Annotated in this window: 21 protein-coding genes and 3 tRNA genes; 2 read left to right on the top strand and 22 right to left on the bottom strand. The window is 55.5% G+C overall.

Annotated features, from left to right (window positions below; translation table 11 throughout):
* Positions 1 to 8: 8 nt before the first annotated feature.
* From mrdB to leuS, 8 genes are all read right to left on the bottom strand, one after another.
* Entirely contained in the window at positions 9 to 1,121 is a 1,113-nt protein-coding gene (gene mrdB, locus ACRDCA_RS06440) for a peptidoglycan glycosyltransferase MrdB (RefSeq protein WP_025123419.1), read from the bottom strand.
* A gap of 8 nt (positions 1,122 to 1,129) precedes the next feature.
* Complete coding sequence (mrdA, locus tag ACRDCA_RS06435) at positions 1,130 to 3,025, bottom strand: peptidoglycan DD-transpeptidase MrdA (RefSeq protein WP_438688779.1); 1,896 nt, start codon at positions 3,023 to 3,025, stop codon at positions 1,130 to 1,132.
* Positions 3,026 to 3,062: 37 nt separating this feature from the next.
* Entirely contained in the window at positions 3,063 to 3,533 is a 471-nt protein-coding gene (gene rlmH / locus ACRDCA_RS06430; protein ID WP_025123421.1) for a 23S rRNA (pseudouridine(1915)-N(3))-methyltransferase RlmH, read from the bottom strand.
* Positions 3,534 to 3,536: 3 nt separating this feature from the next.
* Positions 3,537 to 3,854: a ribosome silencing factor gene (rsfS, locus tag ACRDCA_RS06425; protein ID WP_438688778.1), complete on the bottom strand. Its 318-nt coding sequence runs from the start codon at positions 3,852 to 3,854 to the stop codon at positions 3,537 to 3,539.
* A gap of 184 nt (positions 3,855 to 4,038) precedes the next feature.
* Positions 4,039 to 4,701: a nicotinate-nucleotide adenylyltransferase gene (gene nadD / locus ACRDCA_RS06420; protein ID WP_438688777.1), complete on the bottom strand. Its 663-nt coding sequence runs from the start codon at positions 4,699 to 4,701 to the stop codon at positions 4,039 to 4,041.
* Positions 4,691 to 5,725 carry a DNA polymerase III subunit delta gene (holA, locus tag ACRDCA_RS06415; protein ID WP_438688776.1) on the bottom strand — a complete coding sequence of 345 codons (1,035 nt, stop codon included), beginning with the start codon at positions 5,723 to 5,725 and terminating at the stop codon, positions 4,691 to 4,693. Before holA ends, nadD begins: the two co-directional genes overlap by 11 nt.
* Positions 5,722 to 6,285 (bottom strand): LPS assembly lipoprotein LptE, encoded by a 564-nt coding sequence (gene lptE / locus ACRDCA_RS06410; RefSeq protein ID WP_438688775.1) that lies wholly within the window; start codon positions 6,283 to 6,285, stop codon positions 5,722 to 5,724. The genes holA and lptE overlap by 4 nt, the downstream gene beginning before the upstream one ends.
* Positions 6,286 to 6,299: 14 nt before the next feature.
* A complete protein-coding gene (gene leuS / locus ACRDCA_RS06405) occupies positions 6,300 to 8,882 on the bottom strand; it encodes a leucine--tRNA ligase (RefSeq protein WP_438688774.1) in 2,583 nt (860 codons plus the stop codon).
* A 268-nt stretch (positions 8,883 to 9,150) separates the two neighbouring features.
* Here leuS and ACRDCA_RS06400 point away from each other — a divergent pair, with 268 nt between their 5' ends.
* Positions 9,151 to 9,633, top strand: a complete 483-nt coding sequence (locus ACRDCA_RS06400) for a zinc ribbon-containing protein (protein WP_025123427.1) — start codon at positions 9,151 to 9,153, stop codon at positions 9,631 to 9,633.
* Between the two features lie 466 nt (positions 9,634 to 10,099).
* Here ACRDCA_RS06400 and rihA read toward each other — a convergent pair whose 3' ends face one another.
* The 11 genes from rihA to miaB form a co-directional block, all read right to left on the bottom strand.
* Positions 10,100 to 11,032 carry a pyrimidine-specific ribonucleoside hydrolase RihA gene (rihA, locus tag ACRDCA_RS06395; RefSeq protein WP_438688773.1) on the bottom strand — a complete coding sequence of 311 codons (933 nt, stop codon included), beginning with the start codon at positions 11,030 to 11,032 and terminating at the stop codon, positions 10,100 to 10,102.
* A gap of 104 nt (positions 11,033 to 11,136) precedes the next feature.
* Complete coding sequence (locus tag ACRDCA_RS06390) at positions 11,137 to 11,862, bottom strand: amino acid ABC transporter ATP-binding protein (protein ID WP_025123429.1); 726 nt, start codon at positions 11,860 to 11,862, stop codon at positions 11,137 to 11,139.
* The gene (gltK, locus tag ACRDCA_RS06385; RefSeq protein ID WP_438688772.1) at positions 11,862 to 12,536 is read right to left on the bottom strand and encodes a glutamate/aspartate ABC transporter permease GltK; all 675 of its coding nucleotides are present in this window, start codon (positions 12,534 to 12,536) and stop codon (positions 11,862 to 11,864) included. The genes ACRDCA_RS06390 and gltK overlap by 1 nt, the downstream gene beginning before the upstream one ends.
* A complete protein-coding gene (locus ACRDCA_RS06380) occupies positions 12,536 to 13,276 on the bottom strand; it encodes an amino acid ABC transporter permease (protein WP_438688771.1) in 741 nt (246 codons plus the stop codon). The genes gltK and ACRDCA_RS06380 overlap by 1 nt, the downstream gene beginning before the upstream one ends.
* Before the next feature lie 174 nt (positions 13,277 to 13,450).
* Entirely contained in the window at positions 13,451 to 14,347 is an 897-nt protein-coding gene (locus ACRDCA_RS06375; RefSeq protein WP_438688770.1) for an amino acid ABC transporter substrate-binding protein, read from the bottom strand.
* Between the two features lie 389 nt (positions 14,348 to 14,736).
* Positions 14,737 to 16,266, bottom strand: coding sequence for an apolipoprotein N-acyltransferase (gene lnt, locus ACRDCA_RS06370; protein WP_438688769.1), 1,530 nt, complete (start codon positions 16,264 to 16,266; stop codon positions 14,737 to 14,739).
* Positions 16,267 to 16,273: 7 nt separating this feature from the next.
* Positions 16,274 to 17,152: a CNNM family magnesium/cobalt transport protein CorC gene (corC, locus tag ACRDCA_RS06365; RefSeq protein WP_025123433.1), complete on the bottom strand. Its 879-nt coding sequence runs from the start codon at positions 17,150 to 17,152 to the stop codon at positions 16,274 to 16,276.
* Between the two features lie 81 nt (positions 17,153 to 17,233).
* Positions 17,234 to 17,707: an rRNA maturation RNase YbeY gene (gene ybeY / locus ACRDCA_RS06360; RefSeq protein ID WP_025123434.1), complete on the bottom strand. Its 474-nt coding sequence runs from the start codon at positions 17,705 to 17,707 to the stop codon at positions 17,234 to 17,236.
* Complete coding sequence (locus ACRDCA_RS06355; RefSeq protein WP_438688768.1) at positions 17,704 to 18,759, bottom strand: PhoH family protein; 1,056 nt, start codon at positions 18,757 to 18,759, stop codon at positions 17,704 to 17,706. Before ACRDCA_RS06355 ends, ybeY begins: the two co-directional genes overlap by 4 nt.
* A gap of 201 nt (positions 18,760 to 18,960) precedes the next feature.
* On the bottom strand, positions 18,961 to 19,296 hold the full coding sequence (locus tag ACRDCA_RS06350) for a zinc ribbon domain-containing protein YjdM (RefSeq protein ID WP_025123436.1): 336 nt from the start codon (positions 19,294 to 19,296) through the stop codon (positions 18,961 to 18,963).
* Between the two features lie 94 nt (positions 19,297 to 19,390).
* Entirely contained in the window at positions 19,391 to 20,815 is a 1,425-nt protein-coding gene (gene miaB, locus ACRDCA_RS06345; RefSeq protein ID WP_438688767.1) for a tRNA (N6-isopentenyl adenosine(37)-C2)-methylthiotransferase MiaB, read from the bottom strand.
* Between the two features lie 166 nt (positions 20,816 to 20,981).
* Here miaB and ubiF point away from each other — a divergent pair, with 166 nt between their 5' ends.
* Positions 20,982 to 22,163: a 3-demethoxyubiquinol 3-hydroxylase gene (gene ubiF, locus ACRDCA_RS06340; protein WP_438688766.1), complete on the top strand. Its 1,182-nt coding sequence runs from the start codon at positions 20,982 to 20,984 to the stop codon at positions 22,161 to 22,163.
* A 129-nt stretch (positions 22,164 to 22,292) separates the two neighbouring features.
* On the opposite strand, the gene ACRDCA_RS06335 is transcribed toward ubiF, so the two are convergent.
* The 3 genes from ACRDCA_RS06335 to ACRDCA_RS06325 form a co-directional block, all read right to left on the bottom strand.
* Positions 22,293 to 22,367: transfer RNA gene (locus ACRDCA_RS06335), tRNA-Gln, on the bottom strand.
* A gap of 19 nt (positions 22,368 to 22,386) precedes the next feature.
* Positions 22,387 to 22,463, bottom strand: a tRNA-Met gene (locus ACRDCA_RS06330).
* A 37-nt stretch (positions 22,464 to 22,500) separates the two neighbouring features.
* Positions 22,501 to 22,575, bottom strand: a tRNA-Gln gene (locus tag ACRDCA_RS06325).
* Between the last annotated feature and the right edge of the window lie 8 nt (positions 22,576 to 22,583).

The raw sequence follows: 22,583 nt of genomic DNA, 5'->3' as shown, positions 1-22,583 counted from the left end.
CACACCTCTTATAGATTTTTAGACAACATTTTCCGATGCGTGTGGATCGACATCACGATGCCGAACCCAGCCATGAGTACGATCAGTGCCGAACCCCCGTAACTGACCAAAGGCAAAGGTACGCCAACTACCGGTAAAATACCACTGACCATACCAATGTTAACAAACACATAGACGAACAGGATCAGCATCAGCCCACCGACCATCACGCGGCCAAAGGTGGTCTGTGCCTTGGCGGCGATCATCAGCCCACGGATAATCACCAGCAGATACAGCAACAGCAGTACCAGCACGCCAATCAGGCCTAGCTCTTCTGCCAATACCGCAAAGATAAAGTCGGTGTGGCGTTCCGGCAGGAACTCCAACTGGGATTGCGTGCCATGCAGCCAGCCTTTCCCTGACAGCCCGCCGGAGCCGATGGCGATTTTCGACTGAATAATATGATAACCCGCCCCCAATGGATCGCTTTCCGGATCGAGCAGCATCATCACGCGGTCACGCTGATAGCCGTGCATCAGGAAGAACCACAGGACGGGAATAAAGGCAGCCAACGCCACGGCAGCTACGGCGATCAACTTCCAGCTCATCCCCGACAGGAACAGCACAAACAGGCCGGAAGCGGCGATCAGGATCGACGTCCCCAGATCGGGCTGTGCGGCAACCAGCAAGGTCGGCAAGAAGATCAGCACCAGCGCGATGCCGGTGTTTTTCAGCGAAGGTGGGCACACGTCACGGTTCATAAAGCGAGCGACCATCAGCGGCACGGCGATCTTGGCGATTTCCGAAGGCTGGAAGCGCACAAAGCCCAAATCCAGCCAGCGTTGTGCCCCTTTACTGATTTGGCCGAAGGCGTCCACCAGGATCAGCAGTATCACGCAGAAAATATACAGGTAAGGCGCCCAGCTTTCATAAACCCGCGGTGGGATTTGCGCCATCACGCCCATTACGATCAGCCCCATCAGGATCTGACCGATTTTGCGTTCCATCATGCCCATATCCTGGCCGCTGGCGCTCCACATCACCACGGAGCTGTAGACCAGCAGGGCCAGAATAAACAACAGGAATGTGGGGTCGATATGGATTTTGGTCCAGATTGAGCCCTTTTGTTGGCTTTCAGTCATGTTGTCCCTTAATCACCTTCTATACCTGGCGGCAGCGGCACTGCATCCGGTAATTGCGTATTGTTGTCGCCCAACAGGATGTGGTCGAGGATTTGGCGGGTGATAGTGCCTACCGCCGGACCTGAACCGCCGTTCTCCAGAATGATGGCGACCGAAACCGTCGGGTTATCAAACGGCGCAAAGGCGGTCATCAATTTATGGTCTCGCAGGTGTTCAGCGAGTTTATGGGCGTTATAGGTTTCATAGCCGAATACCTGCGCGGTACCCGATTTTGCCGCGGCTTTATACGGTGTCTTTTCAAAGAACTTGCGTGCCGTGCCGTTAGGCCGGTTGGCAACGCCGTACATGCCGTCTTTGGCTATTTCCCAGAAGCCTGAATGAATATCGCCGATCTGCTTGGTCTCTTTCTGCCGGAACGGCACCAATACGCCGTTGATCTTGGTACTTTGCAGCAGGTGCGGATCTTTGACGTTACCGTCGTTAATCAGGGTGTTCAGCGCCTTGGACATCTGGATCGGCGTCGCGGTCCAGTAGCCCTGGCCGATGCCCACCGGAATGGTGTCCCCCTGATACCAAGGTTTTTTGTAACGTTTGAATTTCCAGTCGCGCGTTGGCATCAGGCCGGAGCGCTCTTCGGAAAGGTCGATACCGGTGTATTCACCGTAGCCGAACTTGGTCAGCCAACTGGACAGGCGATCGATCCCCATATCGTAAGCCACCTGATAGAAGTAGGTATCCGCAGATTCCTCCAGCGCTTTGGTGACGTTGAGGCGGCCATGCCCCCATTTTTTCCAGTCGCGGAAGCGTTTCTCTGAACCTGGCAATTGCCACCAGCCCGGGTCGAACACCACGGTATTTTTGGTGATCACCCCGGCGCTCAGGGCTGAAACGGCAATATAGGGTTTGACCGTGGAAGCCGGTGGATAGACCCCTTGGGTGGCACGGTTGATCAGCGGGCGGTTCGGATCGTTGAGCAGCCCCTGATAATCCTTGTTGGAGATGCCATCAACAAACAGGTTCGGATCGTAGCTGGGGTTGGAAACCATCGCCAAAATGCCCCCGGTGCGCGGATCGCTGACCACCACGGCGGCGCGGCTGCCCACCAGCAACTGCTCGATGTAGCGTTGCAGGTTGAGATCCAGCGTCAGATAGACGTCTTTACCGGCGGAGGGCGGTTGCTCATGCAACTGGCGGATCACCCGGCCACGGTTGTTGACTTCAACTTCTTCATAGCCGGTTTTGCCATGCAGGACATCTTCATAGAAGCGCTCGATCCCCAGCTTGCCGATATCATGGGTATTGGCATAGTTGCGTAATTGGCCTTCTTTATCCAGGCGCTCAAGGTCCCGTTCGTTAATTTTCGATACGTAACCGATCACATGGGTGAGGGCAGAACCATAAGGATAATAGCGGCGTTGATAGCCTTTGACTTCCGCACCGGGGAAGCGGAATTGGTTGACCGCAAAGCGGGCCACCTGCACTTCGGTCAGCGGTGTTTTTACCGGGATCGACACGAAACGGCGCGAGCGCTTGCGCTCTTTTTCAAAGTTGGCGATATCCTCGTCGGTGAGGTCGACCACCGGGCGCAGGGCTTCCAGCGTGGCTTTCAAATCGTCCACTTTCTCCGGCATCAGTTCCAGCTGGTAAATGGTGCGGTTAAGGGCCAGCGGTGTGCCGTTGCGATCGTAAATGATGCCGCGACTGGGGGCGATAGGCAGCAGCTTGATGCGGTTTTGATTGGAACGGGTGCGGTAATCTTCAACGCGTACGATTTGCAGATTATACAGATTGGCAATCAGGATGCCTGTCAGCACCAGAATGATAAAAAACGCCACCACGGCGCGGCGTACAAACAGGGCAGACTCGGCCGTATAGTCGCGAAAAGGGTTACGTTCTATTTTCATCCCGCTGCTTTTTTCACTCTGTAACTATCACCACCGGTCACTCCCGGTGGTAAGGATGATTGGTAGTAATACTCCAGGCGCGGTAGAGGCTCTCGGCCACCAAAACACGCACTAAAGGATGCGGTAACGTTAACGGGGAAAGCGACCAACTCTGTTCAGCGGCAGCTTTACAGGCCGGAGACAGCCCTTCAGGGCCGCCAATCAGCAGGCTGACGTTGCGGCCATCCTGCTTCCAGCGTTCAAGCTGTTGTGCTAACTGGGGCGTTTCCCACGGGGTTCCTGGGATATCCAGCGTAACGATGCGGTTGCCTTTGCCCACCGCTGCCAGCATCTGCTCGCCTTCCTTTTCCAGAATGCGTTTGATATCCGCATTCTTGCCGCGTTTGCCTGCCGGGATCTCGGTCAACTCAAACGGCATATCTTTCGGAAAGCGGTGCAGGTAATCCATAAAGCCGGTCTGCACCCAGTCGGGCATTTTGGTGCCGACTGCAACCAATTGCAGTTTCACCGCTTAACTCCAGAGCTTTTCCAGTTCGTACAGCTGGCGACTTTCTTCTTGCATCACGTGCACAATCACTTCACCCAGATCGACCACGACCCAGTCGGAGACGGCCTGGCCTTTCATGCCGTACAGTTCCATACCGGCGGCACGGGACTCTTGCACGACGTGTTCGGCGATCGACATCACATGGCGGCTCGAGGTGCCGGTACAGATGATCATGCAGTCGGTGATGCTGGATTTACCCTGAACATTCAGAGCGATAATATCCTGGCCTTTCAGGTCATCAATTTTATCGATGACGAAATCTTGGAGCGCTTTACCTTGCAAAGGTTCCCCCTTGGGAGTGTTCTGTTCATCAGGACGCTATGGGCAACTGCCCAAAGTCACTGGCCTGAATCGTGATGGTTTCGGCAGGATGCCGCTGAAAGCCTGCTGGTTTTGCCCAGCTAGCCAAGGTCCTTGGGGTTTTCAGCGGCTACCTGAAAAATAGCGGCGCAGTATAGCATGCGGCCTATCGATATAAACCCTGTAACTCGATATAACGCTGCACTGCGCGTGGCAGTAAATCGTCACAGCTGATGCCTTGATGGCGACGCTGGCGTATCTCGGTGGCGGATATCTCCAGTAAAGGGGTATCTGCCAGGTAGATAAACCCGTGCGGCTGGCGGCTGAGTAAGGTGGCATCATCGATCTGGTGCTGTTCCAGCCAGCGTTGCAGCGCTTGTGTCTCCATCTGCTGCTGGTAACCCGGGCGCGCCAGCACCAGCAGGTGGCAGAAGTGCAACAGATCTTGCCAACGGTGCCATTTGTGCAGGCTCAGCAGCGAATCCTGGCCAATAATAAACGCCAGAGGCGCTGCGGCGCCACGTTCTTTACGAATCGTTTCGAAAGTCTCGACGGTATAAGACGCGGTGGTGCGATGCAGTTCACGATCGTCCACGGAAAACAACGGGTTACCGGCGATAGCCAGTTCAACCATGGCGAGCCGCTGCTGCGCGTTGGCTTCTGGCTGTGGGCGATGAGGCGGTACATGGTTGGGGAGTAATGTAACCCGATCAAGGCCCACATCTTTAGCCAACGCTTCCACCGGGCGCAAATGACCGTAGTGGATCGGATCGAAGGTGCCACCGAAGAAGGCGTGCAGGGAATGTGGCTGTTGTGGGCTAGTAGGCATCGGTGACGCTCGTGGCCAGAGGTTTGCCGCAAAGCAGCATCGACAGGGTTTCCAGCTCCGGCCATACCGACTGACCGTAGTCTTTCTTGAGCGTGAGCTCAATTTGCGCCAGTAAATGTACCGCCTGTCGCAACTGCTGGCCCGACAGGCGTTGCAGAGCCTGGGTGATCAGGCTACGGCGGTTTTGCCAGACTTTTAGCTGATCGAACAGCGTACGTAGCGGGGTGTTAGCCATGCGGCGTTGCAGGTTCAGCAGCATCAGCAGTTCCCGTTGCAGGGTACGCAGCAGGATCACCGGCTCGACATCCTCTTGTTGCAGTTGCCGCAAGATATGCCAGGCACGTTTGCTCTTGCCTGCCAGTAGCGCATCCAGCCAGTGGAACGGGCTGAAGTGGGCGGCATCGTTAACCGCCTGCTCTACGCGGGGCAGCGTCAGTTTGCCATCAGGATGCAGCAGCGACAGCCGTTCCAACGCCTGCGAAAGTGCCAGCAGGTTGCCTTCATAGCAGTAACACAGCAACTGATTGGCCGCGTCATCAAGATCCAACTGCATCGATTTGGCTCGCAGGGCTACCCAGCGTGGCAGTTGGGCCTGTTCCGGCGTTTGGCAGCTGATCATGGCACCATTGGGGCTGAGTGCCTTGAACCAGGCGCTATTTTCCTGGGCTTTGGTCAGGCGCGGGCCGCGCAGAACCAACAAGATATCGTCATGCAACAAAGCGGCCAGTTTGACCAGTTGTTCGCCGATCGGGGCCGTTGGGCCATTCTCGGGGAAAAACAGTTGCAGAGTTTGTCGGCTGGCAAACAGGCTCATGGCCTGGCAGATGCTGAAGATGGCATCCCAGTCGGTATGCACATCCAGCGAAATGCTGTAATGCTCGGTGAACTGTTGTTGTTGGGCGGCCTGGCGGATCAGATCCTGGCTTTCCTGTAGCAACAAGGGTTCATTCCCGCTCAATAAATAACAAGCGCGCAGCCCCTCTCGGAGCTGCGCGGCAAGTTGTTCAGGATAAAGACGGATCATTGTGTTGCAGTACTGGCCGCTTTTTCACCAGCGATCGCGGCTTTTTCTTGCGTCTCTTGCACCGCCGCGTGCACCGCCAGCATCTTACGCAGAATTTGCTGGGCAGCCTGCTCACGCATTTCCTGCATGATGATTTCCTGTTCGGAGTCTTTGGCCAAGGCGGTTAACGGGTTATCAAAGAACGAACGGAAGACTTTGACATTAATCGGGTAAATGTCATGGCCTGGGATCAGCACCTGAGCCTGTACCGTCATCACCATTTGATACTCCGCCGTTTTACCATCCTGGAAGATCGACACCGTATCCTGGCTTTGCGTCGAATTGACGATGCGCAGTGACGGGACTTCCTTGTGGGCCGGATCGTATTTAACCACGCTGGCACCGCTCAGACGCAATTGCTCGCGCACCGCACGGGTCAGTGGGCCAAAGGGATCGTAGCTGTCCAGGATCAGCGTATGCAATTCTGTGGGCACCTGCGCGTTGCCGCGCAGATGAAAACCGCAGCCGGCGGTGACAAGCACCGCCAACCCCAGCAACAACGTCAGAATACGAAGTCGCACAAAGCCTCCTTGAGTTAACCCACAACCAGGTTAAGCAATTTGCCTGGAACATAGATCACTTTACGTACCGTGACCCCTTCCAGATATTTGGCCACCAGATGTTCCTGAGCGGCGCGCTCACGCACTTGTTCTTCGGTGGCATCAGCTGGTACGGTGACTTTTGCCCGTACTTTGCCGTTAACCTGTACCACGACCAGTTTGGAGTCTTCCACCATGGCCGCTTCGTCTGCCTCAGGCCATGGAGCAGTATCTACATCACCTTCAGCACTCAACGCTTGCCACAGGGTGAAACAGACGTGCGGCGTGAACGGATACAGCATGCGAACCACGGCCAGCAAGGCTTCTTGCAGCAGGGCGCGATCCTGTTCAGTTTCCTGCGCTGCACGGCCCAGCTTGTTCATCAGCTCCATCACGGCGGCGATGGCGGTGTTGAAGGTCTGGCGGCGGCCGATATCGTCGGTCACTTTGGCGATGGTTTTATGCACGTCGCGGCGCAGCGCTTTCTGATCTTCATTGAGCGCGCTGACGTCCAGTGGCTGAACGGCCCCTTTCTCAACGTGGTCGTAAGCCAGCTTCCAGACGCGTTTCAGGAAGCGGTTAGCCCCTTCAACGCCGGATTCTTGCCATTCCAGCGTCATTTCTGCCGGGGAAGCAAACATCATGAACAGACGCACGGTATCCGCGCCGTATTTCTCTACCATCACCTGCGGGTCGATGCCGTTGTTCTTCGACTTCGACATTTTGCTCATGCCAGCATAGACCAGTTCGCGGCCTTCTGGATCGGTCGCTTTGACAATGCGGCCTTTCTCATCACGTTCGACGGTAGCATCAACCGGCGATACCCACACGCGTTCACCACTGTTGCCGGTGTAGTAGAAGGCATCGGCCAGCACCATCCCCTGGCACAGCAGGCGTTTGGCCGGCTCGTCTGAATCGACCAGACCCGCGTCGCGCATCAGCTTGTGGAAGAAGCGGAAATACATCAGGTGCATGATGGCGTGTTCGATACCGCCAACGTATTGGTCGACAGGCAGCCAGTAATTGGCCGCCGCCGGATCCAGCATCCCTTTATCGTACTGCGGGCAGGTGTAGCGCGCGTAGTACCAGGAAGACTCCATAAAGGTGTCGAAGGTGTCGGTTTCACGCAGCGCCGGCTGGCCGTTAACGGTGGTTTTTGCCCACTCCGGATCGGCTTTGATCGGGCTGGTGATACCGTCCATCACCACGTCTTCCGGCAGGATCACCGGCAGTTGGTCTGCTGGCGTTGGCATCACTGTGCCGTCTTCCAGCGTCACCATTGGGATTGGTGCACCCCAGTAACGTTGACGGGATACGCCCCAGTCGCGCAGACGGTAGTTCACTTTACGCTGACCCACGCCTTGGGCGACCAGCTTGTCGGCGATGGCGTTAAAGCCAGCCTGGTGATCCAGACCGTCGAATTCGCCGGAATTGAACAGCGTGCCTTTTTCGGTCATCGCTTCGGCGGTGACGTCTGGCTTGCTGCCGTCCAGGTTCAGGATCACCGGTTTGATCTGCAGATGGTATTTAGTGGCAAATTCCCAGTCACGCTGATCGTGGCCAGGAACGGCCATCACCGCGCCGGTGCCGTATTCCATCAACACGAAGTTGGCTACCCAGATCGGCAGCTTCTCACCGCTCAGTGGGTGAATGGCAAACAGGCCGGTGGCCATGCCTTTCTTCTCCATGGTCGCCATTTCGGCTTCGGCAACCTTGGTGTTGCGGCATTCGTCGATAAAGTCGGTCAGCGCCGGGTTATTGATCGCACCCTGTTGTGCCAGCGGGTGTCCGGCGGCAACGGCCACATAGGTGGCTCCCATAAAGGTGTCTGGGCGAGTCGTGTAAACGGTGACTTTTTCAGCGCTGTCGGCGACGTCGAAGGTGATTTCTACCCCTTCGGAACGGCCAATCCAGTTGCGCTGCATGGTTTTCACCTGCTCTGGCCAGCTTTCCAGCGTGTCCAGATCGTTGAGCAGTTGATCGGCGTAATCGGTGATTTTAATAAACCACTGCGGGATCTCTTTACGCTCAACCTTGGTATCGCAGCGCCAGCAGCAGCCGTCGATTACCTGTTCGTTGGCCAGCACGGTCAGATCGTGTGGGCACCAGTTCACCGCCGAGGTCTTCTTGTAGACCATGCCTTTTTCGTACAGCTTGGTGAAGAACCACTGTTCCCAACGGTAGTAGTCAGGATCGCAGGTGGCGATCTCGCGATCCCAGTCATAGCCGAAGCCCAGCAGTTTCAGCTGGTTCTTCATGTATTCGATGTTGTCGTAGGTCCATGGGGCCGGAGCGGTGTTGTTTTTTACCGCCGCGCCTTCTGCCGGCAAGCCAAACGCATCCCAGCCAATCGGCTGTAGCACGTTTTTACCCAGCATACGCTGGTAGCGGGAGATCACGTCGCCAATGGTGTAGTTACGAACATGACCCATGTGCAGGCGACCAGAAGGGTAGGGCAGCATGGATAGGCAGTAATACTTTTCCTTGCTGGCGTCTTCGGTAACCTTGAAAGTTTGCTTCTCTTGCCAGTGAAGCTGTACGTTCGATTCTATCTCTTCGGGGCGGTATTGCTCTTGCATGGCGGCCGATGGTCCTGTAGGTGTGTAACAGCTACATCCGTAGCATTCTGTGAGTATCTTTAGATCTGCATAGCATAGCTGATAAGACCTGTCGGCAACAACACCAAGCGCCCCGACTCGGCGTATTAAAAAAATAACCGTGCCATGATGCGACTCACAATCTGCCAATCCCTCACCTTGCCAAGCCACATCAGTGATTTACGACTAAAATAATAACGAGTAGTTTGAGGGGAGAAGTCCTGTCGCAGTAGTTCATCTAGGAGAAGCTATGAACAAGGTTGCTCAGTATTACCGCGAGTTGGTGACGTCGCTGACGGAACGTTTAAAGAACGGCGAACGTGATATTGACCAATTGGTCGCCAGCGCCGAGAAACGCTTGAACGAAGTGGAGGAGCTAAGCCGTACGGAAGTGGAGCAGTTAACCCGGGCGGTGCGCCGCGATTTGGAGGAGTTTGCCCGCAGCTATGAAGAAAGCCGCGAGGATTTCACCGACAGCGTGTTTATGCGCGTGATCAAGGAGAGCCTGTGGCAGGAACTGGCGGATATCACCGATAAAACCCAGTTGGAGTGGCGCGAGGTGTTCAAGGATGTCAGCCATCACGGTGTCTATCACAGCGGCGAGGTGGTCGGGTTGGGTAATCTGGTGTGTGAGAAATGTCATCACCATCTGGCTTTCTATACGCCAGAAGTGCTGCCGCTATGCCCGAAGTGCGGTCACGATCAGTTCCAGCGCCGGCCGTTTGAACCTTGATATATTGGCAGAGATGTTAGGTTAAATAGCTGTGACGATGGATGTTACAGCTGGGGATTATGTAGAACGCCGACACGCCGTAAACCCGTCCATGGGGGCTCGCAATCGCGCATCCCTGCGCTCAACGGTCGGCTAACCTGCATAATCCCCACCTGCCAGAGACCTCGGCGTAGCGGTAAAAAGCGGGTTCGGAGTTGTGTTCAGGTGCAGGGGGGAGTTGTCACGGGGCTGATGCAGAGAGTGTCGTAAAGTTGTGGCACATTCGGTTCCCTCATCCCAACCCTTTCCCAAAGGGCGAGGGAACTGTCTGGAGCACTTGGTTGGTTTGTGCTGCTTCGGGAAGTAGGGAGTAAAGGAATTACGCAGAAAAATCAACAAGTCCTCTCATCCAAGGTGTATCACCGTATTTTCAGGCCCGCTCGATCGGTTCCCTCTCCTGGGGGAGAGGGTTAGGGTGAGGGGGAATTTAATAACGGGAAACGCACTCAACCAGCAGATCGATAAAGCCCTGGCGGTTGATATGAGTCAGCACTTCGACGTTGGCCGGTTTCCCGTTTTGACCAAACTCATCCACCACCGTCATACCCACGGTATATTGCCCTTGGGTTTCCACACCAACCCACAGTTCACGGCTTTCAAACAGCTCCGGAGCCAGCAGCCAGGCGATGGTGCAAGGATCGTGCATGGCAGCACCGGGCAGGCCACGTGGGTGGCTGAGATACAGCGGCAGATAGAAATCAAGCATGCTGGCTACCGCTGCCGCCACCGGATTATTAATGCTGCGGATGCGTTCGATATCCTGCGGTAACACCAATGCCTGATGGGTGACGTTCAGCCCGGCCATGGTCAGCGGTACGCCGGATTGCAGCACGATTTCGGCCGCTTCCGGATCGACATAGATATTGAATTCGGCTACCGGCGTGGTGTTGCCCGCATTCATCCCACCGCCCATAAACACGATGCGTTCGATCTTCTCTTTCAGCTCGGCGTGCTGTGATAGCAGCAAAGCGATGTTGGTCATCGGGCCGGTCACTACCAGCGTCATCGGCTCAGGGCTGGAGCGCAGCAGGTCGGCAATCAGTTCGACCGCCGTCTGTTTTACTGGCTGGAAGCTAGGGGCGGGCAGATGGGTATTGCCCATGCCGGTATCACCGTGCACGTAATCGGCAATCACCAGATCGCGCATCAAGGGCTTGGCGGCACCGCCAGCGACCAGAACGTCTGGCCGTTGCATCAGCGTCAGCAGGCCGAGCGCGTTATGCAGGGTTTTTTGCGGTGTCTGGTTACCGGCAGAAGTGGTAACGGCTTTGACATCCAAGGTTGGGGCGCGTAGCGCCATGGCAAGGGCAATAGCGTCATCAAGGCCTGGGTCACAATCGATAATAATGGGGCGGGGCATCACTTTCTCCTTCAGCGTTATAGTTATGCTGTGAGGATCGGGGGAAAGCGTGAAAGAAACAAGCACTATTGATGCGCCCTGAGAACCAGGGCGCATCTGGCGGATCAATGCAGGATTTTGGCCAGGAAGTCTTTGGCACGCTCGGACTGCGGGTTGTTGAAGAAGTCATCTTTATTGGTGTCTTCGACAATCTTCCCTTCATCCATAAAGATCACCCGGTGGGCCACTTTACGGGCAAAGCCCATTTCGTGAGTTACCACCATCATGGTCATCCCTTCCTGTGCCAGTTTCACCATGACGTCCAGCACCTCGTTGATCATTTCCGGATCCAGCGCAGAGGTTGGCTCATCGAACAACATGGCAATTGGGTCCATGCACAGCGCGCGGGCAATCGCTACACGCTGCTGCTGGCCACCGGAAAGTTGCCCAGGGAATTTGTTGGCATGTGCAGACAGGCCTACACGTTCGAGCAGTTTCAGGGCCTTATCCTGCGAGGCTGCCTTGTCGCGCTTGAGGACTTTGACCTGTGCCAGTGTCAGGTTCTCGATGATCGACAGATGGGGGAACAGCTCGAAATGCTGGAACACCATCCCCACCTTGGAGCGCAACTGCGCCAGGTTGGTGCTCTTGCTGTTGACCTGAATGCCGTTAACTTCGATATCGCCTTTCTGGATCGGCTCCAGCCCGTTAACGGTTTTAATCAGGGTCGATTTACCTGAGCCGGAAGGACCGCAGACTACCACCACTTCGCCTTTTTTGACTTCGGTGGTGCAGTCGGTCAGAACCTGAAAGTGACCGTACCACTTAGAAACATTTTTCAGGGATATCATCAAACAGTCCTTTTCTTCAAATAGCTTACCAGCGCCGAGGCGGCGAGACTGATAACAAAATAGACCAAACCGGCGAACAGGATCATTTCCACCTGCGTACCGTCGCGCTCACCAATGGTTGACGCGGTGCGGAAGAAGTCGGCCAGGCTAAGTACGTAAACCAGCGAGGTGTCCTGGAACAGCACGATCCCCTGGGTCAGCAGCAGCGGCACCATGGCACGGAACGCCTGCGGCAGGATCACCAGCCGCATTGATTGCCACTGGGTCATGCCCAACGCCAGCGAGGCAGAGGATTGGCCGCGCGAAACGCTCTCAATACCTGCCCGGATAATCTCCGAGTAGTAGGCGGCTTCAAACAGTGAAAAGGCTACCATAGCCGAGATGAGGCGAATATCGGTTTTCGGTGACAGCCCAAGAACTTGTTGTAATAAGCTTGGAACCACCAGATAGAACCACAGCAGCACCATCACCAGCGGTACGGAACGGAACAGGTTGACGTACAGCGCCGCGAACCAGCTAATCACCTTGATCGACGACAGGCGCATCACCGCCAGAACGGTGCCCCACAGGATACCGAACACAATCGCCGTCACGGTGATTTTCAGCGTGACGACCAGCCCTTGCAGCAGGTACGGGAAGCTTGGGACAATCGATCCCCAATCAAATTGGTACATTATTTACTCCCCATATGGCCAGGTAACTGCACTTTCTTCTCGACGATGCGCATAAACAGCATGATCACGGCGTTGATCGCGACATAGGCGAGGGTGATGGCAGTAAAGGATTCATAGGCGTGTGCGGAGTAATCCAGCAGCTTACCGGCCTGCGCGGCCATGTCCACCAGCCCGATGGTCGAGGCGATAGCGGAGTTTTTTACCAGGTTGAGCATTTCCGAGGTCATCGGTGGCACGATCACTCGGTAGGCGTTAGGCAACAGCACATAGCGATAGGTTTGTGGCAGCGTCAGACCCATTGCCAGCCCGGCAGCCTGTTGTCCGCGTGGCAGGGATTGGATCGCGGCACGCACCTGTTCGCAGACGCGAGCGGCGGTAAATAGCCCAAGGCACAGCATGGACGAAACGAAGAATTGCACGTTGGGATCGAGTTCGCTCTTGAACCACATGCCGAGCTCGGCCGGCAGCAGTTCCGGCATCACCAGATACCAGGTAAAGAATTGGACGATTAAGGGCACGTTACGGAACAGTTCGACGTAACAGGTCCCTAGTGAGGAGAGAAAACGGTTGGGTACGGTGCGTAAGATACCGAACAGTGAACCGACAAAGAAGGCAATAATCCATGCACAGACGGAGAGGGCGACCGTGACCTGAAAGCCAGACCAGATCCAGCCCAGATAGGTGGTATTCCCAAACGGGGCCTGCTGCAGGAAGATACCCCAGTTCCAATCTATTGACATAACAAACTCCGCTAAACAGGTGTAGAACACCTTACAACTTGATGACCGTTCGCCTACCCGGTAGGCCGGGCCGTGTCAGGAAAAAATGCGGGAGGGGAACGGCCTCCCGCATCACTGTCTGTCCTGTTAACAGTCATCTACAACAGCCAGCTCGGGCTGGCTTTATCTTTTAGATTAGTTCAGTGCTTTGTCGTTAGGTTGTTTAAACAGTTGCTTCATGTCGTCAGACAGGTCGAAGTTCATGTTGAGATTTTTTGGTGGGATTGGCTGTTTGAACCAGACGTCAAACCACTTGGCAGCCTGGCCAGAGGTCTGAGCCTGTGCGATGGTTTCATCCACCAGCTTTTTGAACTCAGGATCGTCTTTACGCATCATGCAGCCATAGGCTTCTTTGGACTGCGGGGTGGCAATGATTTCCCACTGATCCGGCTGCTTGGCCTTGGCGCGTTCGCCTGCCAGCAGGGCATCATCCATCATAAACGCCACGGCACGGCCACTTTCCAGGGTGCGGAATGAGTCACCGTGGTCTTTGGCACTGATGATGCGCATTTTCATCTGATCTTTGTCGTTCAGCTTGTTGAGCAGTACTTCGGACGTGGTGCCTGAAGTGACGACCACCGCTTTACCGGCCAGATCTTTAAAGTCTTTGATGTCCGAGCCTTTCTTGACCAGCAGACGGGTACCGACGACAAAAATGGTATCAGAGAATGCGGCCTGTTTCTGGCGCTCGAGGTTGTTGGTGGTGGAACCACACTCGAAATCGAAGGTACCGTTCTGCAATAGCGGGATACGGTTTTGCGAGGTGATCGGCAGCATTTTCACCTGCAGATTCGGCTCGTTCAATTTCTTCTTGATAGCATCAACGATTTGGTTGGAATAGTCCTGGGAGTAACCCACCACTTTCTGCTGATTATCATAGTAGGAGAACGGCACTGAGGATTCACGGTGGCCGACAACAATCACGCCGTTATCTTTGATCTTTTTCAGCGTGCCGGTCAGTTCTTCTGCATGGGCTACGCTACTCGCCATCCCGATCAGCAATAACGATAACGCCAACTTACGCATTTGCATGGTCCAACTCCTATGCTGTTGTGATTACCCGCCCTCTGGGAGTGCGGGTGAAAGCGGTTAGAACTATAAAGATAGTCTTAGACCCGATTCCCGATAGAAAATAACCGATTGTGAACAAGATGAAACTAAGTTGTTTCATTTTTTGCGACATCACGCGCACCAAATCAATGCAATAAACCCCTGATGCACCACTTGGGTGCGAAGCTTGCTCTGGGGTTGTGCATCATTGGCTCTCTCTGGACAGGGCTGAATAAACCTAGCCCCTGCAAGATGACGTTCACCGGCTAGACAGATTAATTAAAGCAAGGAGCATGCCAGAAACGGCGAGGAGGGAAGATGTTACTGGGAAGTGAAGAAGGGCACGGTCAGGCACCGTGCCCTGAGCGCGTTTATTTGCTGCGGCGGCCAACCAGCAGCGCGAGGCCCGCCATCAGCACGGTGATGATCCACACTGGCGCAGAGCCAAAGCGGGCATACGGCGTGATACCGGTGGTTGGGGTAACCTTCACTTCCAACACCTGACGGGTGAACTGCGGGATGGAGGCCAATACTTCGCCTGTTGGCCCAACGGCGGCGGTGATGCCGTTATTGGTGCTGCGTAGCAACGGCCTGCCCAGCTCCAATGAACGCATACGCGCCATCTGGAAGTGCTGCCACGGGCCGATGGAGTGGCCGAACCAGGCGTCGTTGGACACGGTCAGCAGGAAGTTGGTATCCGGACGGAAGTTGTCGCGCACCTGCTGGCCCAGCACGATTTCATAGCAGATGGCTGCCGTCAGGTTGTACCCACGCACGCTGAGCTGTGGCTGCACGTAGTCACCGCGGCTGAACGAGGACATTGGCAGGTCAAATAACGGAGCCAACGGACGCAGCAGCGTTTCCAACGGCACAAATTCACCGAATGGCACCAGGTGATGTTTGTCATAGCGATTGGCTGCCGGGTAGCTGTAAGGCTTTTCCTCACCAAGCACGATCACGCTGTTGAAGAACTTTATGCCTTGCGGCGTAGCGCGTGCGTCCACAATACCGGTGATCAGGCTGCTGTTCTTGGCGCGCATCAGATCGTCCATCATGGTCAGGAAACCGTTCTGATTGCTCTCCACATCGGGAATGGCGGATTCCGGCCAGATGATGATCGGCGTTTTGCCCATCAACGGACGGCTCTCATCCAGATAGGTTTGCAGCGTGCTGAGCAACGCCTTCGGATCCCACTTCATCGACTGCTCGATATTGCCCTGCACCATGGCGACGTTCACCGCTTTATCCGGCTGCGGTGTAAACCAGTGGATCTGGCGCAGTGGCCACGGCAGCAGCAGCATGGCGATAGCAATTACCGCCGGGGTGATGCGCCGTTGATTGACGGCAAACACCAGCAGGCCGCTGAGGGACATCAGGAGCAGGGTGATCGCATCCATGCCCAGCAACGGCGCAATGCCTTTCAGCGGGCCGTCGATCTGGGTGTAACCGAATTGCAGCCAAGGGAAACCGGTAAGTACCCAGCCACGCAGGAACTCGGTCAGTTGCCACAGTGCCGGAGCGGCAATCGCCAGACGCCACCAGGTGGTGCGTGGCCAGAGGCGCGTCAGCAAACCGGCGAACAACCCGGTATACAGCGAAAGGTAGGCGGCCAGCAACACGACCAGGAAGATATTGATGGCAAACGGCATGCCGCCAAAATTGGCAATGCTGACGTACACCCAGTTCACGCCGCTGCCAAACAGCCCCAAACCCCAACAAAAGCCGAGCAGGGCGGATTGTTTGGTGGTGCGGTTGAGGGTAACAGCCAACAGGCCGAACAGCGAGACAATGGCGGCAGGCCAGATATCATAAGGGGAGAAGGCCAGCGTGCCACAGGCACCGGTCAAAAGCGCCAGCAGGGCGCGTACCCGCTGGCGATCAAGTAATGAGGCTTTAACCATGTGTGAGTTATTCTTCCAGTTTCGGTTGCGGGGCGTCGTCCGGAATTTTGACATGAACCTGGATGATACGTCGACTGTCGGCCATCGCAACCTTAAATAGGTAACCTTCGATTTCAATGGTTTCCCCACGGGCAGGCAGGTGGCCGAAGGCTTGCATCACCAGGCCGCCGATGGTGTCGACCTCGTCGTCGCTGAAGTGGGTGCCGAAGATGTCGTTGAAGTCTTCGATCGGTGCCAGCGCACGCACGGTGAACATGTGGCGGCTCAGTTGGCGAACGTCGCGATCTTCCTCATCGTCATATTCGTCTTCGATTTCCCCGACAATCAGCTCCAGAATGTCTTCGATGGTCACCAGACCAGAAACGCCGCCGAATTCATCAATGACAATCGCCATGTGATAACGCTGGGAGCGGAACTCCTTCAGCATCCGGTCAACCCGCTTGCTTTCCGGCACCACAACCGCGGTACGCAGCACCTTGTCGATGCTGAATGGCTCGGAGTCTGCGCGCATAAACGGCAGCAGGTCCTTGGCCATCAGAATGCCTTCGATGTGATCTTTATCTTCGCTGATCACCGGGAAGCGCGAGTGGGCGGATTCGATAATCACGTCCAGGCACTCTTCCAGCGTCTGGTTACGCTTGAGCGTCACCATCTGGGAGCGTGGGATCATGATGTCGCGCACGCGCTGCTCGGCGATATCCATCACGCCTTCCAGCATGTCACGGGTATCGGGATCGATCAGGTCGTTTTGCTCGGAATCACGGATCAGCTCTACCAGATCGCCACGGTTTTTCGGTTCACCGTGGAACAGCTGGTTAAGGATAAGAGTAAAGAACCCCTTCTTGGGACTGGGGCTGTCATTGTTGGATGAATGGTCGTCGCTCATGGCGTTTTAGTTAATATCACTCTATTGAGTTATCAAAATTAGCGACAGCCCCATAGGGGGCTGCGGGGTGCTCAGCTAACATCAGGTGGGATCTTTTTCCGCGAGGTAAGGGTCCGGGTAACCCATCTCCTGCATAATCTCGGTTTCCAAAGATTCCATTTCTTCGGCTTCATCGTCTTCGATGTGGTCATACCCTAGCAGATGAAGGCTACCGTGAACAACCATATGCGCCCAGTGTGCTTCCAGCGCTTTCTGTTGTTCAACCGCTTCCTGTTCAACCACTTGACGGCAAATAATCAAATCACCCAACAGCGGCAGTTCGATTTCCGGTGGCGCCTCGAACGGGAATGATAACACGTTGGTGGGCTTGTCTTTACCACGATAAGTCAGGTTTAGCTCATTGCTTTCCGCCTCGTCCACCAGACGGATGGTCACTTCGGCCTCTTCCTGAAACTGTGGCAGCACACCTTCCAGCCAGCGCTGGAAAGTGGCTTCATCTGGTAATCCTTCACTGCTGGCGCAGGCAATTTGTAAATCCAGAATAACCTGGCTCATGGCGTTTCCTGTTCGGAGGCAACCGGTGCCTCACGTCTACGTTGTTCGGCGATGGCATCTTTGCGCTGTTGTTCGGCGGCTTCCCAGGCTTCATAGGCGATAACCACACGAGCGACAACCGGGTGACGCACCACGTCTTCACTGTGGAAGAAGTTAAAGCTGATCTCTTCCACTTCAGACAGCACTTCCACCGCATGGCGCAGGCCGGATTTCTGATTGCGTGGCAGGTCGATCTGGGTCACGTCGCCAGTGATCACCGCTTTCGAGTTAAAACCGATGCGCGTCAGGAACATCTTCATCTGCTCGATGGTGGTGTTCTGGCTTTCATCGAGAATGATGAAAGCGTCATTCAGCGTACGGCCACGCATGTAGGCCAACGGCGCAACTTCGATCACGTTGCGCTCGATCAGCTTCTCTACGCGCTCGAAGCCCAGCATTTCAAACAGGGCGTCATACAGCGGGCGCAGATATGGGTCGACTTTCTGGCTCAGGTCGCCCGGCAGGAAGCCCAGCTTCTCGCCTGCTTCAACCGCAGGGCGGGTCAGCAGGATACGGCGGATTTCCTGACGCTCCAGTGCATCCACCGCTGCGGCAACCGCCAGATAGGTTTTACCGGTACCCGCCGGACCAACGCCGAAGGTGATGTCATGGGCGAAAATATTGGCGATGTACTGCGCCTGGTTCGGCGTGCGGGGCTTGACCATGCCGCGCTTGGTCTTGATGGTGACCGATTTGCCGTAATCCGGCACGCTCTCGGCGACTTGCTCCAGCACCCGGCTCTCTTTGATGGCCAGGTGGATTTGCTCCGGGTCGATATCTGGCGTCACGCCACGGATCGGCGCGGTATCAACATACAGATGGCGCAGGATATCGGCGGCGGCAACCACGCACAGGTTTTTACCAACCAGCTTGAAGCGGTTGTCACGGCGGTTGATTTCAATCCCCAGCCGGCGTTCGAGTTGTTTGATGTTGTCATCAAACGGGCCACACAGGCTCAACAGGCGTTGATTATCTGCGGGCTCCAACAGGATTTCTTGTGTTGCGACGTTCAAACGATTCCTCAAGGCTCAACAGGGCCTGGTTGATGTCACGTTACGCGATTTCAGCGCGCACACTACCTTGAATTATTCATGGTGTACCGCACCGACGCAAGTTTACCTCTGATCTATCTGTGCGCGGGGGAAGGAATTCAAGGGGGGATGGGGCAGAATTGGGCCAAATAAGTTGGCCCAACAGGAGGTTAAGCGGCGAAATCAGTTCTTTTTCACAAACTCGGATTTCAGCTTCATCGGGCCAAAGCCGTCGATCTTGCAGTCGATATTGTGATCGCCTTCCACCAGACGGATGTTCTTCACCTTGGTGCCGATCTTCAGCATGGAGGAGCTGCCTTTGACCTTCAGATCCTTGACCACGGTAACCGCGTCGCCGTCGGCCAGCAGGTTGCCGTTGGCATCTTTGACGATCAGGGTATCGGCATCTTCAACGGCCACGCTATCGCTCCACTCGTGGGCGCACTCTGGGCAGATGAACATGGCGTTATCCTGGTAAGTGTATTCGGAATTGCACTTCGGGCAGTGTGGGAGTTGCATTATTGTGTCGCCTTATCATCAAAATAAAAAAACAAAATTACCGGACAGTGACTGCCCGGCAGAGAAAAAGGAAAATGCCAAGGTGGCGGGGCGATTAAGGTTGGTAGCTACCGACGCCCAGCTCATCTTCCTTACGGGTACGTGCTATCACCGCTTGAGGTGATTGGTGCACGCGCAGTTCCATCTGCTGTTCGGTGCGGACCAGGGTGCCGCGCAGAGAGTTGGTTAACACTTCAGTAATTTCGACGTCGACGAACTGGCCGATCAAATCTGGTGTCCCCTCAAAGTTGACCATCCGGTTGCATTCGGTACGGCCAGAGAGTTCCATCAGGCTTTTGCGGGACGTCCCCTCGACCAGAATGCGTTGCACGGTGCCCAGCATACGGCGGCTGAACTGCATTACCTGCTGGTTGATGCGCTCTTGCAGCAGATACAGACGCTGCTTTTTCTCTTCTTCGCTGACATCGTCCACCATGTCTGCCGCCGGGGTCCCGGGGCGTGAAGAGTAGATAAAGCTGAAGCTGGTATCGAAGTTCACCTGAGCAATCAGGTTCATGGTCTGTTCAAAGTCAGCGTTGGTTTCCCCTGGAAAACCGATAATGAAATCGGAGCTGAACTGGATATTCGGCCGTGCCTGACGCAGCTTGCGGATAATCGCTTTGTATTCCAGCGCCGTATGCGCGCGTTTCATCATGGTCAGAATACGATCTGAACCGCTTTGTACCGGCAGATGCAGGAAGCTGACCAGTTCGGGCGTATCTTCATACACCGCAATAATATCGTCGCTGAACTCAATCGGGTGGCTGGTGGTGAAGCGGATGCGATCGATACCGTCGATAGAGGCCACCAGACGCAGCAGTTCGGCGAAGGAACAGATGCCGCCGTCATAGGTTGCGCCACGATAGGCGTTGACGTTCTGGCCCAGCAGGTTGACTTCACGCACGCCCTGGGCGGCAAGCTGGGCGACTTCGAACAGCACATCGTCGCTGGGGCGGCTGACTTCTTCACCACGGGTGTACGGCACCACGCAGAACGTACAGTATTTGTTGCAGCCTTCCATGATCGAGACAAAGGCGGTTGGCCCATCGGCACGGGGTTCCGGCAGGCGATCGAACTTTTCGATTTCCGGGAAGCTGATGTCAACGATCGGGCTATGCGAACCGCGCACGTGATTGATCATCTCCGGTAGGCGATGCAAGGTCTGTGGGCCAAAAACGATGTCAACGCACGGCGCGCGCTGGCGCAGATGCTCACCTTCCTGCGAAGCAACGCAACCGCCGACGCCAATAATCAGGTCGGGATTGTTCTTCTTCAGCAGCTTCCAACGGCCCAACAACGCGAAAACCTTTTCCTGCGCCTTCTCGCGGATCGAGCAGGTATTAAGCAGCAACACGTCCGCCTCTTCAGCGTTTTCAGTCCACTCGAAGCCGTGTGTGCTTCCCAGTAAATCCGCCATTTTCGATGAGTCGTACTCATTCATCTGGCAGCCCCAGGTTTTGATATGTAGTTTTTTCGTCATTGACTTGCCATTACTCAGTGCGGAGAGAAAATTGCGTTACGCGCCATGCAGGAAGACCATTGTAATCATTTGGCGCGCTGGTGACCAGCGAAGCGACCGCGACTAAAAATCCGGTATACTGATCCCATATGCCTTCACTGGCCAATTTAACGAAAAGTATAGCCAAATGAACACTTCACAGAAACGCTTTGATGCCGTGGTGGTTGGCGGTGGGATGGTTGGGGCTGCCGCCGCGCTGGGGCTGGCCCGATCCGGATTGACGGTGGCACTGTTAGAACACGAAGCCCCAGAGGCGTTCGATCCCCAAAGCCCGCCGGACCTGCGGATTTCCGCCATTGGCTGTACCTCCGTTGGCCTGCTCAAGCAGCTTGAAGCCTGGCCTGCAGTGTTGCAGATGAGATCGGCTCCGTACCGCAGGCTGGAAACCTGGGAATGGGAATCCTCGCGGGTAGCGTTTGACGCGGCAACGCTTGGGTTGCCGGAATTGGGGTTCATGGTCGAAAACCGTATTTTGCAGCTCGCTTTGTGGCAGCAGTTGGAGCAATGCGAGAATTTAACGCTGTACTGCCCTGTCCGGCTGCAAGCGCTGCAGCGGGCCGATGACCACTGGCAGGTCACGTTAAGCTCGTCAGAGACGTTACAGACGCGTTTGGTGGTGGGTGCCGATGGGGCTCACTCACAGGTGCGCAAGTTGGTGGCAATTGGCACCAGCGGTTGGCAATACCGTCAGGCCTGCATGTTGATCACCGTGGAAACTGACCAACCGCAGCAGGACGTGACCTGGCAGCAGTTCCTCCCTTCCGGCCCGCGTGCGTTCCTGCCGCTGTACGATCGCTGGGCCACGCTGGTGTGGTACGACAGTCCGCAGCGTATCCGGCAGTTGCAGGCGCTGCCCATGGCACAACTCGAACAGGAGATTGCGGCAGCCTTCCCATCTCGCCTGGGTAACGTGAAAGCCCATGCCGCCGGATCTTTCCCGTTGGTACGCCGTCATGCGCAACGCTATGTGCAATCTGGGCTGGTGCTGCTCGGTGATGCGGCGCACACCATCAACCCGCTGGCCGGGCAGGGGGTAAACCTCGGCTATCGCGATGTGGATGCATTATTGGCGATCGTGGCCGATGCCCGTGAGCAGGGAGAGGATTGGGCGAGTGAGCCGGTGCTGATGCGCTATCAGCGCCGTCGTCGTACCGATAACCTGCTGATGCAAAGCGGCATGGATCTGTTCTATACCGCTTTCAGCAATAACCTGGCTCCGCTGGGCGTGGCGCGCAATCTGGCGTTGATGGTAGCTGAGCGGGCGGGCAATCTGAAAGAGCGGGCATTGAAATACGCATTAGGGCTGTGATGGCAAAAACCGAACGGGTTCGGTTCCTCATGCCAAATCTAGGGGCGCTGCACGCTGCGCCCGATTAGTTCGTCCGTTATTCCAAACGCAGAAAAGCAAAAAGCCCGCCGAAGCGAGCTTTTCTAAATTTGGCTGGGGTGCCAGGATTCGAACCTGGGTATGCTGGTATCAGAAACCAGAGCCTTACCGCTTGGCGACACCCCAATGGTAAAACAAAACAGTATGGTGGCTACGACGGGATTTGAACCTGTGACCCCATCATTATGAGTGATGTGCTCTAACCAGCTGAGCTACGTAGCCGTTTTACTATTTCTTAATGCTGGTCAACGGTGTTGTATGGCTGGGGTACCTGGATTCGAACCAGGGAATGCTGGTATCAAAAACCAGTGCCTTACCGCTTGGCGATACCCCAATAACACA

The sequence above is a fragment of the Serratia sp. (in: enterobacteria) genome (assembly GCF_051654945.1).
Lineage (GTDB): Bacteria > Pseudomonadota > Gammaproteobacteria > Enterobacterales > Enterobacteriaceae > Chania.
Note: the sequence above shows the minus strand (reverse complement) of the source record. Positions and strands in the feature narration are given on the sequence as shown.